Origin of the sequence: Citrobacter sp. S39 (assembly GCF_009495675.1) — a bacterium.
In the GTDB taxonomy this organism is placed as follows: Bacteria; Pseudomonadota; Gammaproteobacteria; order Enterobacterales; family Enterobacteriaceae; genus Citrobacter; species Citrobacter freundii.
Window position 1 is genome coordinate 1,143,654 of the sequence record NZ_CP045555.1, and the last position, 14,593, is coordinate 1,158,246.

A 14,593-nucleotide genomic window follows, 5' to 3' on the forward strand; every position below is an offset into this window, starting at 1 on the left:
ATATTTCACTCGTATGCTTCCTGACTCTTTTAGAGTAATTAAGGATCGTACAATGGCTGCTTCAACATTTTTTATTCCTTCCGTGAATGTAATCGGCGCTGATTCATTAAAAGACGCAATGAATACAATGGCGGAATATGGTTTTCGCCGTACGCTGATTGTCACGGATGCCATGCTGACGAAATTAGGTATGGCTGGCGAGATTCAAAAGGCATTAAAGGAACGTGATATTTTCAGCGTAATTTACGATGGTACGCATCCTAATCCCACAACCAGCAACGTTGCCGCTGGCCTGCAAATGTTGACTGAAAACGACTGTGATAGCGTTATTTCTCTCGGTGGCGGTTCTCCACACGATTGTGCAAAAGGTATTGCGCTGGTGGCGGCTAATGGTGGGGATATTTGCGATTACGAAGGTGTAGACCGTTCTGCAAAACCGCAGCTGCCGATGATCGCCATCAACACCACGGCGGGTACGGCATCTGAAATGACCCGCTTCTGCATCATCACCGATGAAGTACGCCACATTAAAATGGCGATTGTCGATAAGCACGTTACGCCGCTGCTGTCGGTTAACGACTCCTCGCTGATGGTCGGCATGCCGAAGTCTCTGACGGCGGCTACCGGTATGGATGCGTTAACACACGCTATCGAAGCCTACGTGTCGATTGCTGCCACGCCGATTACCGATGCATGTGCGCTGAAAGCGGTCACCATGATTGCGCAAAACCTGCCGGTCGCCGTTGAAGAGGGCAGTAATGCTCAGGCGCGCGAAGCCATGGCCTATGCGCAGTTCCTCGCAGGTATGGCCTTTAACAATGCCTCTCTTGGCTACGTGCATGCAATGGCGCACCAGCTGGGTGGCTTCTACGATCTGCCACACGGAGTATGTAATGCCGTACTGCTGCCGCATGTACAGGTATTTAATAGTAAAGTTGCTGCCGCCCGCCTGCGCGATTGCGCCTCGGCAATGGGTGTGAACGTTGCTGGTCTGAGCGAAGAGCAAGGGGCAGAAGCCTGCATCGCGGCGATCCGCGAACTGGCGCAGAAAGTGAATATTCCGGCCGGTCTGCGTGAGCTGAACGTGAAGGAAGAAGATTTTGCCGTTCTGGCGACTAATGCCCTGAAAGATGCCTGTGGTTTCACTAACCCGATTCAGGCGACACATGAAGAAATCATGGCGATTTATCGTGCTGCCATGTAATTCGTGATACCTGTCGTAAAGCAGTAAAAGGCTGGCGAATAATTCGCCAGTCCCGTCTACCCTTGTAGTACCCCTACAGCAAGGAGACGGTCATGACCAATAACCCCCCTTCAACGCGTATTTACCCCGGCGAGTATGGTTACTCCCTGAAGTTAAAAGCCCGATACGATAACTTTATCGGTGGTGACTGGGTTGCCCCGGTGGACGGCGAGTATTACCAAAACCTGACGCCGGTAACCGGGCAATTACTGTGCGAAGTGGCCTCTTCCGGCAAAAAGGACATCGATCTGGCACTGGATGCCGCGCATAAAGTAAAAGATAAATGGGCGCAGACTTCCGTGCAGGACAGGGCGGCGATTTTGTTCAAAATTGCCGATCGTATGGAGCAAAATCTGGAGCTGCTGGCAACGGCTGAAACCTGGGATAACGGTAAACCCATCCGCGAAACCAGCGCGGCCGATGTGCCGCTGGCAATTGACCATTTCCGCTATTTTGCCTCCTGTATTCGTGCGCAGGAAGGGGGAATCAGCGAGGTTGATAGCGAAACCGTGGCTTATCACTTCCATGAACCTCTTGGCGTGGTAGGGCAAATTATCCCGTGGAACTTCCCGCTGCTGATGGCCAGCTGGAAGATGGCACCCGCGCTGGCGGCGGGTAACTGCGTGGTGCTGAAACCCGCGCGCCTGACGCCGCTGTCCGTACTGTTGCTGATGGAAGTCATCGGCGATCTGCTCCCGCCTGGCGTGGTGAACGTGGTAAACGGCGCGGGTGGGGAGATCGGTGAGTATCTGGCGACGTCAAAACGTATTGCGAAAGTGGCGTTTACCGGCTCAACGGAAGTTGGGCAGCAGATCATGCAGTACGCCACGCAGAACATTATTCCTGTCACGCTGGAACTGGGCGGGAAATCACCCAATATCTTCTTCGCGGACGTGATGGATGAAGAAGATGCGTTCTTTGACAAAGCGCTGGAAGGTTTTGCATTGTTTGCCTTCAACCAGGGCGAAGTGTGTACCTGTCCGAGTCGTGCGCTGGTTCAGGAATCCATTTATGAACGTTTTATGGAAAGAGCCATTCGTCGGGTGGAAAGTATCCGTAGCGGCAACCCGTTAGACAGCGTGACGCAAATGGGCGCGCAGGTGTCGCATGGTCAACTGGAAACTATTCTGAATTACATCGACATTGGTAAGAAAGAAGGAGCAGATGTTCTCACCGGCGGGCGGCGCAAGCAGCTGGATGGCGAGTTAAAAGAGGGGTACTACCTCGAACCAACCATTCTGTTTGGTAAGAACAACATGCGGGTTTTCCAGGAGGAGATCTTCGGGCCGGTTCTGGCTGTCACAACGTTTAAAACCATGGAAGAGGCGCTGGAAATCGCTAATGACACCCAATATGGGCTTGGTGCTGGTGTCTGGAGTCGTAATGGAAATCTGGCGTACAAAATGGGACGTGGGATTCAGGCAGGGCGAGTTTGGACCAACTGTTACCATGCGTATCCGGCACATGCGGCGTTTGGTGGCTATAAGCAGTCAGGCATCGGGCGCGAGACGCATAAGATGATGCTTGAACATTATCAGCAAACCAAGTGCCTGTTGGTGAGCTACTCTGATAAACCACTGGGGCTGTTTTAATTTCACGTCTCTTACTGCCCGGTCGCGTTTAGCGTACCGGGCATCAAGTTATGTCCTGCAGCTCGAAAGACGACGTGTATATATAGAAACCCATATATCGTTATATAAATAAGAAAATTGCATCCAGTCTGGTCATTCCAATACTATTATCAACTCTATTGTTTAAATCAAATTGCATCTGAATTCCTTAATTTAAATCCCTGAGGCAAATATGTTCCTTAATTATTTTGCATTAGGAGTGCTTATTTTTGTATTCCTGGTCATTTTTTACGGGATTATTATTCTGCATGATATTCCCTATCTAATTGCAAAGAAACGTAACCACCCCCATGCCGACGCAATACATGTTGCGGGTTGGGTTAGTTTGTTTACCTTACATGTTATTTGGCCCTTTTTATGGATCTGGGCAACGCTTTATCGTCCGGAGCGCGGATGGGGTATGCAGAGCGCGGATTCTTCCCTGATCCAGCTTCAGGCAAGGGTTGCGGATCTGGAAAAGAAACTGGGTGAGGCCAAGACCTCTCCGGCGGAGTAATATCGATGGATTTACTAATTGTTCTGACCTATGTGGCGTGTGCATGGTCAATATTTAAAATTTTTAAAATTCCTGTAAATAAATGGACAGTTCCTACCGCAGCATTAGGCGGTATATTCATTGTTTGCGGGCTTATATTACTGATGAATTATAACCATCCGTATACCTTTAAAGCACAAAAGGCGGTAATTTCTATTCCCGTGGTGCCGCAGGTAACGGGTGTAGTGACAGAAGTGACGGATAAGAAGAATACGCTAATCAAAAAAGGCGAGGTTCTGTTTAAGCTTAATCCAGGGCGTTATCAGGCACGGGTCGATCGCCTGAAAGCTGATATTGTCACCGCACAGCATAAAGAGCAGGCTCTGGTTGCGCAGTTAGACGAAATGATAGCCAACACGCAGCGGGCAAAGGCCACGCGTGACAAACTGGCAAAAGATTACCAGCGCTATGCGCAGGGTAGTCAGGCGAAGGTGAATCCTTTTTCTGAACGCGATATTGATGCGGCGCGGCAAAACTATCTGGCGCAGGAAGCGTCGGTGAAATCTTCCGTCGCGGAGCAGCAGCAAATCCAGAGTCAGTTAGACAGCCTGATACTGGGCGAGAATTCGCAAATTGCCAGCCTGAAAGCGCAGTTAGCCGAAGCGGAGTTCAACCTGGACCAGACTGTGGTTCGCGCACCCAGCGATGGCTATGTGACGCAGGTGCTGATGCGCCCGGGAACCTATGCCGCCGCGCTGCCGATGCGTCCGGTGATGGTATTCATCCCGGATCAAAAAAGGCAAATTATCGCCCAGTTCCGTCAGAACTCGCTGCTGCGTCTGGAACCTGGCGATGAAGCGGAAGTGGTATTTAACGCGCTGCCGGGTAAGGTATTCAGCGGTAAACTGGCTGCAATTAGTCCGGCAGTGCCGGGCGGGACATACCAGTCGAATGGGGCGCTGCAATCCTTAAATTCTACGCCCGGTTCGGAAGGGGTAATCGCCACGATTGAGCTGAATGATAATGCGGAGGTTAGCGCGTTACCTGATGGGATCTACGCGCAGGTCGCGGTTTATTCTGACCACTTCGAACATGTGTCCGTCATGCGCAAAGTCTTGTTGCGCATGACCAGTTGGGTACATTACCTGTATCTCGATCATTAAACTCAGGCTATTTTGCTTGCTCAGTCTGCTGATCCAGCGACTGAGCAAGTTGCCGGCGAATCTCCGCCAACATCTCATCAAGAATAAACTGTACCCGCCATGGCTGATATTCACGTTTGCGGAAAATCGCCACCAGATCCAGCCACCATTCATGCTGTCCGGAGAAACACGGAACCAGCCCGTTAGGCTGACTTTCTTTTTGTACGCTCGCCTTCGGTGCAAAAACAATGCCCAGATGGTTTCGCGCCAACGACAGCGCAGATTGCGTATTGTCGCAAACATAATTACCCGTTACGCGATAATCATTCATCTCTTTACCACCGGGGGAAGAGAATCGCCAAATGTTGGCGTCATCAATCATCATGGAATCGATCAGAATACAGGAGTGATGCTCAAGTTCTTCTGGAGTACTGATGGGATGTTGAGCCAGGTATTCCTTGCTGGCAAAAGCGGTAACCACATATTTGGTAATAAAACTGGCGACCAAAGATTCATCTTTTGGATGTGCATAAGTAATTAAAACATCACAGTCATCAGGAAATTCGACTCCTTCATAAAAGGCTTTACGTTCCAGGTTATAGGTTTTTAGCACCAGACTGATATCGCCAATATCCATAATTTTTGCAATAACATGTTGCGATAAGTAAGCGATAATTCCGGTTGGTGCATATACCGTTACTTTTCCACGTTTCTCGTGCTTATAATCAGCAATGAAATTATTTAACTGCTCGTTTCTGTCTAACATGTCATTGATGTAAGGAAGTAACGCTATACCAAACGGCGTGAGGGTCAGTTGCCGGGTGGTGCGGTCAAACACCTTTAATCCAACTTTTGATTCAAAATCAGCAAGATATTTACTGACGTTGGCCTGTGCGATGCCGAGAACAGTCGCGGCATGACTGATATTTTCACTGGCAGCGATTACCGAAATAATCTTCAACTCCCGGTGTTTAAGTTGTAATTTATTCATCGCCAAGCCCAATATATATAATTTTTTATATATTACTATATAAATATGAACCTTGCACCGATGAAATTGTAAGCATTATTATGCACCAGTTTTGTAGCTTATTTTAAAATGGAATGTTGGCATGTTAATTAAACACAATATTGTGGCGCTGCTCGCCTTTTCTTTTATGGCGAGTGCAACTGCCGCAGAGTTTTCTATTGGCGCTGGTGCTGTATATAATGAATCACCTTATCGCGGGTATAATGATAATGTTCACGCAGTACCGCTAGTCAGTTACGAAAGTGAATCATTTTATTTTAGGCAAACAACGCTAGGTTATATTTTGTCTAAGAGTGAAAGTAATGAATTTAGTATTACTGCCTCTTATATGCCGCTTGAGTTTGATCCCGGCGATAATGACGATCATGCGATGAAAAAGCTGGATAAGCGTGACGCAACTGCAATGGCGGGTGCCGCGTGGTATCACCATGAAAGATGGGGTAGCGTGAAAGTCTCCGCCGCTGCGGATGTGCTGGACAACAGTAATGGCTGGGTAGGGGAAGTTTCACTGTTCCGTCCAATGCCGATGGGCAAGCTGACGCTGACGCCATCGATTGGCGTGCTCTACTATGACGAAAACTTCAATGAATACTACTACGGCATATCGGGTAATGAGTCCCGTCGTAGTGGCTTATCAAGCTATTCCCCAGGCGATAGCTGGACACCGTATGTTGGCCTGTCCGCTAAATACGCATTGACCACTAACCTGACGCTGCTGGCAAGCGCCAATTATAGCGCACTGCCGGATGACATTAAAAATAGCCCGATGGTTGATCGCGATGACAGCTTTACCTTTATGTCCGGTCTGACCTGGCGTTTCTGATTCTCACCCGTTTGTCCTCAGGGAGGAGGGCAATCTTTTCATGAGACATTGACGGATGGGGGCTAACCGCCGCCATCCGCCTTATTATTACTGCTCGTTTATCCAGATACGCATTTCGCCTTCACCACGGTTTGCCCAGCTAAACCACGGAATAAACGTCAATGTATGCGCCTGACGCGAAGTTGGGGAAACATCGTAGTGCCACAACGATTGTTGTGCTGCATCGGCTGCACTTTGCTTCACACCTTCAGCCTGAATTAACATTTTATGGCTGAACAATCCCTTACCTTCGAATACTCTGAACTCACTCTCTTTTGGCAACCACAGATTATGCAATTCCTCGCCGTTGTCGGCCTGCTCCAGGCAATATACCAGTGGTCCACGCTGAATGGCGACTTTACCGGCAACATGACGCACTAATGGATTTCCGTATACCCGACGCACCGGCATTGGCAGGGTCAAACTGAGCGTATCGCCTTCCTGCCAGGTTCGACTGATGTGCAAATAGCCTTTGCGAATATCCTGCTCAATCGGCTGACCATTCAACAAAACCTGCGGCGCGGAGCACCAGTCTGGCAGGCGCAGAGCCAGGGTGTGATAAACCGACTGCGGTGATTCGATGGTGATTTTTACCTGCTCATGCCATGGGTAATCTCCGCTAATACGCAGTTTAAGCGAGCCGTTTACAACAGGGACCTCCATGCTATTGCCCACGTACATATTGATATACAGCGCGTCCTGACGCGGTGTATAGATGTAGTGGCCAATTGAGGTTAACACGCGGGCGATATTCGGCGGGCAACAGGCGCAGCCAAACCAGCGCTGACGAACGGGCTTCACGTGGTCATAAATATGATTTAATTTTAATGACTTAGGATGTACTTCCAGCGGGTTCACATAGAAGAAGTGCTTGCCATCGAGCGCCATCCCGCCCAATACGGTATTATACAGGGCGCGCTCCATCACGTCGGCATACTGGCTGTCGGCTTCCATTTCCAGCATTCTGCGGGCGAACATCATCAGGCCGATTGAGGCGCAGCTTTCCGCATACACGGTGTCGTTGGGCAGATCGTAATCGCTGCTAAACGCCTCGCCGCTGCTTTGTGAACCGATCCCGCCGGTAATGTACAACTGGCGCTGGGCCATGTTTTTCCACAGACGCAGGCAATCCTGACGCTTGCCTTCGTCCTGGCTTAAGCGTGCCAGATGAGCGACGCCGGTCATCAGGTAGACAAAGCGCACCGCATGCCCGATCGCCGTTTGCTGTTCTGAAATGGGCTGATGAGCCTGGCTATAGGGTTTATCCTTCACCATCCATGCCGGACCGTAAGTATGCCAGTAAGAGGTTTGGCCGCGCTTTTCGTACTCTTCGTCATAGAAATGGGGATGTGCGCCGCGCTGTTCCACAAAGTAATTTACCAGCGCCATATAGCGTGGTTGCTGGGTCACTTCGTATAAGCGCATTAACGCCAGTTCGATTTCCGGGTGTCCTGGGTAGCCGCGCAGTTGATTCTCCCTGAGTCCAAACACGCTGTCGATGTGATCCGCCAGGCGACACACCACCTCTAACAGACGGCGTTTACCCGTTGCCTGAAAGAACGCGACGCCTGCTTCGATCAAATGACCTGCACAGTACAACTCATGACACTCGGCGAGGTTGGTCCAGCGTTCATCCGGTGCTTTCACTGTGAAGTACGTATTGAGATAGCCGTCTTCACACTGGGCGGCCGCCACCAGTTCAATGACTTCATCGGCCGTTTGTTCAAGTTCCGCATCGGGTTTCTGGCACAGGGACCAGGCAACGGCCTCCAGCCACTTTGCTACGTCGCTATCCTGAAAAACCATGCCGTAAAATTCGCCATCCTGCAGGCCCGCGGCGATACGGAAATTCTCTATCGCATGACTTGGTTCCGCCTCTGCAATGCGGTCATTGAGCGCATCCCATTGATAGGGGATCACCACGTCACGCACCAACTGCTGATATTGTCCGAGGAACGGATCGCTGACGGTGAGCTTATGCAGGTCGACTTCCAGTACGTTCATTTCGTGCTCCTTAAGGCTGTACATGACGCTGACGCAGATCGGTGGCAATGCGCGACATCATCGGATTATTGAGTTTGCAGATGCGGATAGACAGCGCCAACAGCAGGTGGAACAGCGCGGGCAGCAGCGTCTCCATCGCGGTAATTCCTTGCAGCGAGCTGGTGGTTTGGTTACCAGCGCCTGGCTGATAGGCGACAAAAATAAACAGCAGGCTGATGATCCCCGCACTTGAGGCCCAGGCCAGCTTGATGAAGAACAGATTGAAGGCGAAATTCATGCCGGAGGAACGTACGCCGGTTTTCCACTCGCCGTAATCGTCGGCGAAGGCCATCAGTGAGAAGTGCAACGGCAGCGTGAAGCCTAAAATAATGCCGTTACCGAGGATGACTGCCAGCCACAGCGTCTGATAAGCCGGGCCGGTTGGCAGGAACCACATCAGTATCGCCAGGGCCGTCAGCACCAGATTGGTGTAGTAATAGAGTTTGACGGTATCGATGCGGCGGGTCAGGGGGCTGACGATCACTGAACCGATGATGGACGCGAAAGTGACCATGGTGAAAAACAGCGACGTATAGGCGGTGCTGCCTTCCAGCACGTAGGTAATAAAATACATGTACCCGCCGCCGCGAATATTAAAGACGTTGATCAGCAGGAAAGACATTACCAGCATCAACAATAGCTGATCGTTTTTGCGCAGCCCGCCAATGTGTTCACGCAGGGTAAATTTCCCCATCATCGCCAGCGGCACACGCTCGCGAACCCAGAAGAAACAGCACAGGAACATCACCACCGCGATGGCACACAGGATGCCCACGCCAAACTGATAACCCTGCGCGGCATTGCCCTGACCCAGAATATCCACCATCCACGGCAGACCAACGGAAACCAGGAATCCCGCCACGCCGCACAGCACAAAGCGCCAGGACTGACAGGCGATCACCTCATTATGGCGGGTCGTCATGGTGTTGATCAGCGCACAATACGGTACGTTGATGGCGGTATAGCCGACAGAGAGCAGGAGATAGGTGCCGAATGCCCATGCGATCTTGACCCCCATGCTGGCGTCCGGGACGGTAAAAGTGAGCACGCCAATAATACCGATCGGAATCGCAACCCACAGTTGCCATGGGCGAAAGCGCCCCCAGCGGCTTTGCGTACGGTCGGCCAGCACGCCCATGATGGGGTCGGAAATGGCGTCAAATACACGCAGGGCAATAAATAATGTGCCGACCAGCGCAGGCGTTAACCCGAAGACATCGGTGTAGAAAAATGTCAGGAAGTTCATGATCAGGCAGGTAATTACCGTCCCGCCAGCATCGCCTAGCCCATAACCAATTTTTTCACGCAGGGATAATTTGTCGTCCTGGGCGTGCTGTGCCAAATCAGATGTTGTAATCGGAGCCGAAGTCATAAATAACTCCCGGAGAGGATGTTCAGAAAGTATCCCGCTACGTTGCGGGTTATTTGTTTGTAATTTGCAAAATACGTTATTTATTCTGCACGAAATGTTTGGGTCAACAAGGGAAGAGAAAAGTATAAAAAGATGACAATTCCGACTTCATTATAAAAATGTGATTTCGATCCGGCGGAAAGCGGATTTATCGTAAATAATCAATGATAAAGAGCGGTTTAAATAATGTAGAAAGCGGGAATTTGAATATATATGCTCGAATTATCCATGTCTCTTCCGATTAAAGTTCAAAATGGTGGGCTATTTATTTCCCGGGGCGTGGGCAGTCATCCTGCGCGACGATTGCAATCCTGGGAAATTATCTTTGTTGAAAAAGGGACATTAACAATTAGCGAAGGTCAGACAGTTTTTTGCGTGAATGCCGGAGAAAGTTTGCTGCTGTGGCCGCAGCGCTTGCATATTGGCGTTGGGCAATTTCCGGCTGATTTGAAATTTTACTGGTTGCACTTTGAGGTGACAGCAGAAAATGAAGCATCAATAGCAGGATCGTTACTTGCTATACCTCAGCATACCCGGGTGGGCGAGCCCCAATATATTATTTCGCTGTTTCGCCAGTTCTTACGCGAGCAGGAAAATATTCATCGCAGCATGGCGCTGGAACTGATCCTGCTGCTAATTTTGCAGCAAATTTCTGCGGCTGCCAGCGAGCACCTCGCCGAAAGCCCCGGTAATGCGCTAGCCTGGAAAGCGCAGCAAATCATTCACACCCGGTTCCACCTGCCGATTAGTGCTTCAACTCTGGCGAAAGAGCTGCATTGCAATGCGGACTATCTGGGGCGCGTTTTCCGTGGGGCTTTCCGGCTGACGCTAACCGAAGCGTTGCACCGTCAGCGGGTAAGGGCGGCAGAAAAACTGTTAATCAGCGATTCGCTGTCGCTAACCGAAGTGGCGATGAAATGTGGATTTAATGATGTGGGGTATTTTCGCAAAATATTCCACAAGCACACCAGCCTGACGCCCGCGGCGTGGAAACGGCGCTATTGCAAAGAACATATCAATAGCGCCTGACCCGTTATTGTCCGTAATACGCATTCGCCCCGTGTTTGCGCAGATAATGTTTATCCAGCAACTCAGACTGCATATCCGGCAATTGCGGGGCTAACTGGCGAGAGAACAGCCCCATGTAGGCGCACTCTTCGAGCACCACAGCGTTATGCACCGCGTCTGCGGCGTCTTTACCCCAGGCGAACGGTCCGTGGGAGTGCACCAATACCGCCGGAACCTGCAGCGGATTGAGATCGCGCTGCTCGAAGGTCTGAATGATCACCTCTCCGGTTTGATATTCATATTCGCCGTTGATCTCTTCAGCGGTCATCAGACGCGTACACGGAATAGAACCATAGAAATAATCGGCATGCGTGGTGCCCCATGCCGGGAGATCCAGACCCGCCTGCGACCAGATCGTCGCGTGGCGAGAATGGGTATGGACGATCCCGCCGATCTGTGGATAACGACGATACAGTGCCAGATGGGTTGGTGTGTCGGACGACGGTTTTTTGTTGCCTTCCACTACGTTGCCGCTGGCAATATCCACTACCACCATGTCGTCGGCGGTCATCACCTCATATTCCACGCCGGATGGCTTAATCACCATCAGTTTACGTGTTTCATCCACTGCGCTGACGTTGCCCCAGGTAAAGGTGACTAAGCCATGAGCCGGGAGCGCCAGGTTTGCCGCCAGCACCTCGGCTTTCAGTTGTTCTAACATGGAAATCCTCCTTCCTGCATGCGTGCTTCTATCCAGCGCCGTGCCTGGATAATTTCCAGTACCGGCTCTTTCGCTTTTTCAGTCCACATTTCAATCAGAAACGACCCGCGATAGTTCAGCTGATGCAGCGTTTTGAAGATGCCAACAAAGTCCACGCACCCTTCGCCAAACGGCACATCGCGAAACTGGCCCGGATGAGTTTCGGTTACCGGCAGCGTGTCTTTCAGATGGATAGCAGCGATGCGGTCAATGCCCAGCGTCAATTCGGCAGTGACGTCATTCCCCCAGGCGCTGAGGTTGCCCACGTCCGGATAAACGGTGAACCACGGCGATGACAGCATTTCATCCCACTTTTTCCACTTGCTGATCGAGTTCATAAACGCGGTATCCATGATTTCTACCGCCAGCATCACCTGCGCGGCGGCGGCTTGCTCGACTGCCCATGCCAGTCCTTCGGCAAAGCGCTGCTGCGTTCCTGCGTCATGTTCTTCGTAATAGACGTCGTAACCGGCTAACTGAATGGTGCGAATACCCAGGTCGCGCGCCAGACGAATGGCTTTGCTCATTATTTCTCGCGCCCGCTCACGCACGGCTTCATCGCGGCTGCCAAAGGGAAAACGACGGTGGGCGGACAAGCACATTGACGGGATCGCTACGCCGGTTTCCAGCATCGCGCTCACCAGCGATGCGCGCTGAGCCGGACTCCAGTCGAGACGCGACAGACGTTCATCGGTTTCATCCACCGACATCTCGACGAAATCAAAACCGCAGCTTTTTGCCAGCACCAGCCGTTCCGGCCAGGAGAGGTCTTTCGCCAGCGCTTTTTCATAGATACCTAATGGATGATTACGCATGCTGTGTTCCCCAGATGGCGTCGATTTGCGCATGGAATTCGCCAGCAACCTGCGCTGGGTTTTGCGCTCCCGCCAGCGCGCGCCCGGCAATAAAAGCTTTGACGTTAATTTCGCGAAACAACGGCAGATCGGCGGGCGTGATCCCACCGGTAATCGACAGTTCCAGACCAATATCAGAAAGCGCCTTCATGCGCGCCAGGTCTGCTTCTCCCCACTGTTGTCCGCTGGCCTGAGCATCGCGGCCACGATGGTAAATCGCCTGGCGAACGCCAACGCGATACCAGTCGCGGGCATCATCCAGCGTCCAGTTACCGAACAGCTCCATCTGAATTTCACCGCCGCAGGACTGCGCGATGCCATGACCTTTCTCTACCGTCGCCAGCGGCGCAGCACAGATGATGGTCATCCAGTTGGCACCTGCTCCAAAGGCTTGCTGCGCGAGGGTTTCGCCCGCATCGGCCACTTTCCAGTCGGCGACGATGATTTTATTCGGGCACTGGGCACGCAGTGCTTTCACGGCGCTCAGCCCTTCGGTTAAGCAGAGAATCGTCCCCGCTTCAACGATATCGACGTTCTCTTGTAGCAGCGCGACGTCGCGTTGTGCGGCTTCAAGGCTGGTGTGGTCGAGCGCCAGTTGCAGTAATGGTCGACTCATCATTCGTGCTCCTTAATGCGGGCGTGGTAGCCCTGTAGTGCGGTAATTAAATCCAGGTATTGGCGGTATTTACGCTGGTAGCTCGCCTGCGCGGCGGCGTCCGGCAATAGCGTGCGTACCGGGTGCTGTAGGCTGCGCTGGGCGTCGCTGAAGTTGGAGTAAACGCCGGTGCCGACGCGGGCGGCGAGCGCAGCGCCAAAGCAACCGGTCTCTTCAATCTGCGGCAATTCGATACGTAAACCGCTGACGTCTGCCAGCATTTGCATCCAGATGTCGGAGTGCGCCGGACCGCCGGTGACGCGCAGGGTATGCGCCTTCGTAAAACGTTCGCGCATGCGGTTGAGGTGGGTCATGTGGCTAAAAACCACGCCTTCGTAGATGGCCTGTAATAAGTGGGCGCGAGTGTGTATTGCCTGCATGCCATAAAAGCCGCTGGTCATCTCCAGCCCGGCGTTGCTGCCGTACAAAAAGGGCAGGAAGAAAAGCTCGCTACCGGCTTTCGGTAAGCTGGCGACGGCCTGATTGATCTCAGCAAAAGAGAGTTCGCCCCACTGGGCGGTAAACCATTCCAGATTGCCGGAAGAGGTCGGGCTGGCTTCGTGAACGATGTACTGCCCGTCGCTGACATAGCGCCCATAAACATAGGGATGGGCCTCGTGGTCGCGCAGACCGTGAGCGATCCCGCTGGTGACGGCCCAGGTACCCATCACCGCGTTGAGGGTGTATTCATCTTCGATACCGGCGCAGAGTGCGGTGGAAACCACATCAAACAGTCCGCCGACGACGGGCGTGCCCGCCGCCAGACCGGTTATGGCGGCTGTCTGAGCGGTGATTTCCCCGCATATTTCTGCTGAACCGACAATCGGCGGTAGCGCATTGTCGATCTCACTGATGCCCAGCCACTGGGTCAGGCGCGAGTCGTACTGACCCGAAGCCATGTTGTAGAGGTTCGACTCGGAAATATTGCTCTCTTCACAGCCTTTGACGCCGGTTAAGCACCAGCGCAGATAGTCATGGCCCATCATGACGCAGCCAATTTGCGCGTAACGGTGAGGTTGATTCTCTTTCACCCAGCGCAGCAATGATGCCGGATGCCCGGTCCACAATGTCTGGCGGGTGACCGGGTAGAGCTGCTCAGGGATCCCATCCTGCTGCCAGCGCTGAACGATGTCCATCGCCCGGCGGTCGGAAGAGAGGATGGCATTGCCCAGCGGTTTATCCTGCTTATCGAGAAGGAATAGGCCTTTGCCCTGAGCGGAAATACCGACGCCTTTGATTTGATCGCCGCAGACGCCGGTGCGCGCTAACAGCCCGGCGATCGTGGCTACACACTGTTGCCACAACTGGTGCATATCGCGTTCGGCGTAACCGGGCAATGGCGATGCGGTCTGCAACGATTGCCGGTTAATGCCATGTTCATGACCTTTGGCGTCATACAACCCGGCTTTCAGATACGTACCGCCACAATCAATACCCAGCCAGAAGGTCTCTTTCTCACTCATCTTGTTATCTCATTTT

The 14,593-nt window shown here is 52.1% G+C and carries 13 protein-coding genes; 6 read left to right on the forward strand and 7 right to left on the reverse strand.

Annotated elements, in window-relative coordinates:
* The first annotated feature begins 52 nt into the window (after nucleotides 1–52).
* The 4 genes from yiaY (at nucleotide 53) to GFB57_RS05365 (ending at nucleotide 4,512) form a co-directional block, all read left to right on the forward strand.
* A complete protein-coding gene (gene yiaY, locus GFB57_RS05350; RefSeq protein WP_003024196.1) occupies nucleotides 53–1,204 on the forward strand; it encodes an L-threonine dehydrogenase in 1,152 nt (383 codons plus the stop codon).
* 92 nt (nucleotides 1,205–1,296) lie between these two features.
* On the forward strand, nucleotides 1,297–2,835 hold the full coding sequence (gene aldB, locus GFB57_RS05355) for an aldehyde dehydrogenase AldB (RefSeq protein WP_003024198.1): 1,539 nt from the start codon (nucleotides 1,297–1,299) through the stop codon (nucleotides 2,833–2,835).
* A gap of 211 nt (nucleotides 2,836–3,046) precedes the next feature.
* Nucleotides 3,047–3,370, forward strand: coding sequence for a DUF3302 domain-containing protein (locus GFB57_RS05360; protein WP_003024200.1), 324 nt, complete (start codon nucleotides 3,047–3,049; stop codon nucleotides 3,368–3,370).
* A 5-nt stretch (nucleotides 3,371–3,375) separates the two neighbouring features.
* Nucleotides 3,376–4,512 carry an HlyD family secretion protein gene (locus GFB57_RS05365; protein ID WP_003024202.1) on the forward strand — a complete coding sequence of 379 codons (1,137 nt, stop codon included), beginning with the start codon at nucleotides 3,376–3,378 and terminating at the stop codon, nucleotides 4,510–4,512.
* 7 nt (nucleotides 4,513–4,519) lie between these two features.
* Here GFB57_RS05365 and GFB57_RS05370 read toward each other — a convergent pair whose 3' ends face one another.
* The gene (locus GFB57_RS05370) at nucleotides 4,520–5,482 is read right to left on the reverse strand and encodes a LysR family transcriptional regulator (RefSeq protein WP_003024204.1); all 963 of its coding nucleotides are present in this window, start codon (nucleotides 5,480–5,482) and stop codon (nucleotides 4,520–4,522) included.
* A 121-nt stretch (nucleotides 5,483–5,603) separates the two neighbouring features.
* Between GFB57_RS05370 and GFB57_RS05375 the strand changes: the two genes are divergently transcribed.
* Nucleotides 5,604–6,344: a MipA/OmpV family protein gene (locus tag GFB57_RS05375; protein WP_003024206.1), complete on the forward strand. Its 741-nt coding sequence runs from the start codon at nucleotides 5,604–5,606 to the stop codon at nucleotides 6,342–6,344.
* 87 nt (nucleotides 6,345–6,431) lie between these two features.
* Here GFB57_RS05375 and GFB57_RS05380 read toward each other — a convergent pair whose 3' ends face one another.
* Both GFB57_RS05380 and GFB57_RS05385 read right to left on the reverse strand, forming a co-directional pair.
* Nucleotides 6,432–8,387 (reverse strand): glycoside hydrolase family 127 protein, encoded by a 1,956-nt coding sequence (locus tag GFB57_RS05380; RefSeq protein ID WP_003024208.1) that lies wholly within the window; start codon nucleotides 8,385–8,387, stop codon nucleotides 6,432–6,434.
* Nucleotides 8,388–8,397: 10 nt separating this feature from the next.
* Nucleotides 8,398–9,798: an MFS transporter gene (locus GFB57_RS05385; protein WP_003024209.1), complete on the reverse strand. Its 1,401-nt coding sequence runs from the start codon at nucleotides 9,796–9,798 to the stop codon at nucleotides 8,398–8,400.
* Between the two features lie 252 nt (nucleotides 9,799–10,050).
* Here GFB57_RS05385 and GFB57_RS05390 point away from each other — a divergent pair, with 252 nt between their 5' ends.
* On the forward strand, nucleotides 10,051–10,866 hold the full coding sequence (locus tag GFB57_RS05390) for a helix-turn-helix domain-containing protein (protein ID WP_003024213.1): 816 nt from the start codon (nucleotides 10,051–10,053) through the stop codon (nucleotides 10,864–10,866).
* A 4-nt stretch (nucleotides 10,867–10,870) separates the two neighbouring features.
* Here GFB57_RS05390 and araD read toward each other — a convergent pair whose 3' ends face one another.
* From araD to GFB57_RS05410, 4 genes are read right to left on the reverse strand one after another with little or no spacing between them, the layout of a single operon-like run.
* Nucleotides 10,871–11,566: an L-ribulose-5-phosphate 4-epimerase gene (araD, locus tag GFB57_RS05395; protein WP_003024215.1), complete on the reverse strand. Its 696-nt coding sequence runs from the start codon at nucleotides 11,564–11,566 to the stop codon at nucleotides 10,871–10,873.
* The gene (locus tag GFB57_RS05400) at nucleotides 11,560–12,420 is read right to left on the reverse strand and encodes an L-ribulose-5-phosphate 3-epimerase (protein ID WP_003024218.1); all 861 of its coding nucleotides are present in this window, start codon (nucleotides 12,418–12,420) and stop codon (nucleotides 11,560–11,562) included. Before GFB57_RS05400 ends, araD begins: the two co-directional genes overlap by 7 nt.
* Entirely contained in the window at nucleotides 12,413–13,075 is a 663-nt protein-coding gene (gene ulaD / locus GFB57_RS05405; protein ID WP_003024221.1) for a 3-keto-L-gulonate-6-phosphate decarboxylase UlaD, read from the reverse strand. Before ulaD ends, GFB57_RS05400 begins: the two co-directional genes overlap by 8 nt.
* On the reverse strand, nucleotides 13,075–14,577 hold the full coding sequence (locus tag GFB57_RS05410; RefSeq protein ID WP_003024224.1) for an FGGY-family carbohydrate kinase: 1,503 nt from the start codon (nucleotides 14,575–14,577) through the stop codon (nucleotides 13,075–13,077). The genes ulaD and GFB57_RS05410 overlap by 1 nt, the downstream gene beginning before the upstream one ends.
* Nucleotides 14,578–14,593 lie beyond the last annotated feature (16 nt).

Coding starts and splice junctions, on each gene's coding strand:
- yiaY (WP_003024196.1), top strand. CDS start 53: ATGGCTGCTTCAACATTTTTTATTCCTTCCGTGAATGTAATCGGCGCT.
- aldB (WP_003024198.1), top strand. CDS start 1,297: ATGACCAATAACCCCCCTTCAACGCGTATTTACCCCGGCGAGTATGGT.
- GFB57_RS05360 (WP_003024200.1), top strand. CDS start 3,047: ATGTTCCTTAATTATTTTGCATTAGGAGTGCTTATTTTTGTATTCCTG.
- GFB57_RS05365 (WP_003024202.1), top strand. CDS start 3,376: ATGGATTTACTAATTGTTCTGACCTATGTGGCGTGTGCATGGTCAATA.
- GFB57_RS05370 (WP_003024204.1), bottom strand. CDS start 5,482: ATGAATAAATTACAACTTAAACACCGGGAGTTGAAGATTATTTCGGTA.
- GFB57_RS05375 (WP_003024206.1), top strand. CDS start 5,604: ATGTTAATTAAACACAATATTGTGGCGCTGCTCGCCTTTTCTTTTATG.
- GFB57_RS05380 (WP_003024208.1), bottom strand. CDS start 8,387: ATGAACGTACTGGAAGTCGACCTGCATAAGCTCACCGTCAGCGATCCG.
- GFB57_RS05385 (WP_003024209.1), bottom strand. CDS start 9,798: ATGACTTCGGCTCCGATTACAACATCTGATTTGGCACAGCACGCCCAG.
- GFB57_RS05390 (WP_003024213.1), top strand. CDS start 10,051: ATGCTCGAATTATCCATGTCTCTTCCGATTAAAGTTCAAAATGGTGGG.
- araD (WP_003024215.1), bottom strand. CDS start 11,566: ATGTTAGAACAACTGAAAGCCGAGGTGCTGGCGGCAAACCTGGCGCTC.
- GFB57_RS05400 (WP_003024218.1), bottom strand. CDS start 12,420: ATGCGTAATCATCCATTAGGTATCTATGAAAAAGCGCTGGCGAAAGAC.
- ulaD (WP_003024221.1), bottom strand. CDS start 13,075: ATGAGTCGACCATTACTGCAACTGGCGCTCGACCACACCAGCCTTGAA.
- GFB57_RS05410 (WP_003024224.1), bottom strand. CDS start 14,577: ATGAGTGAGAAAGAGACCTTCTGGCTGGGTATTGATTGTGGCGGTACG.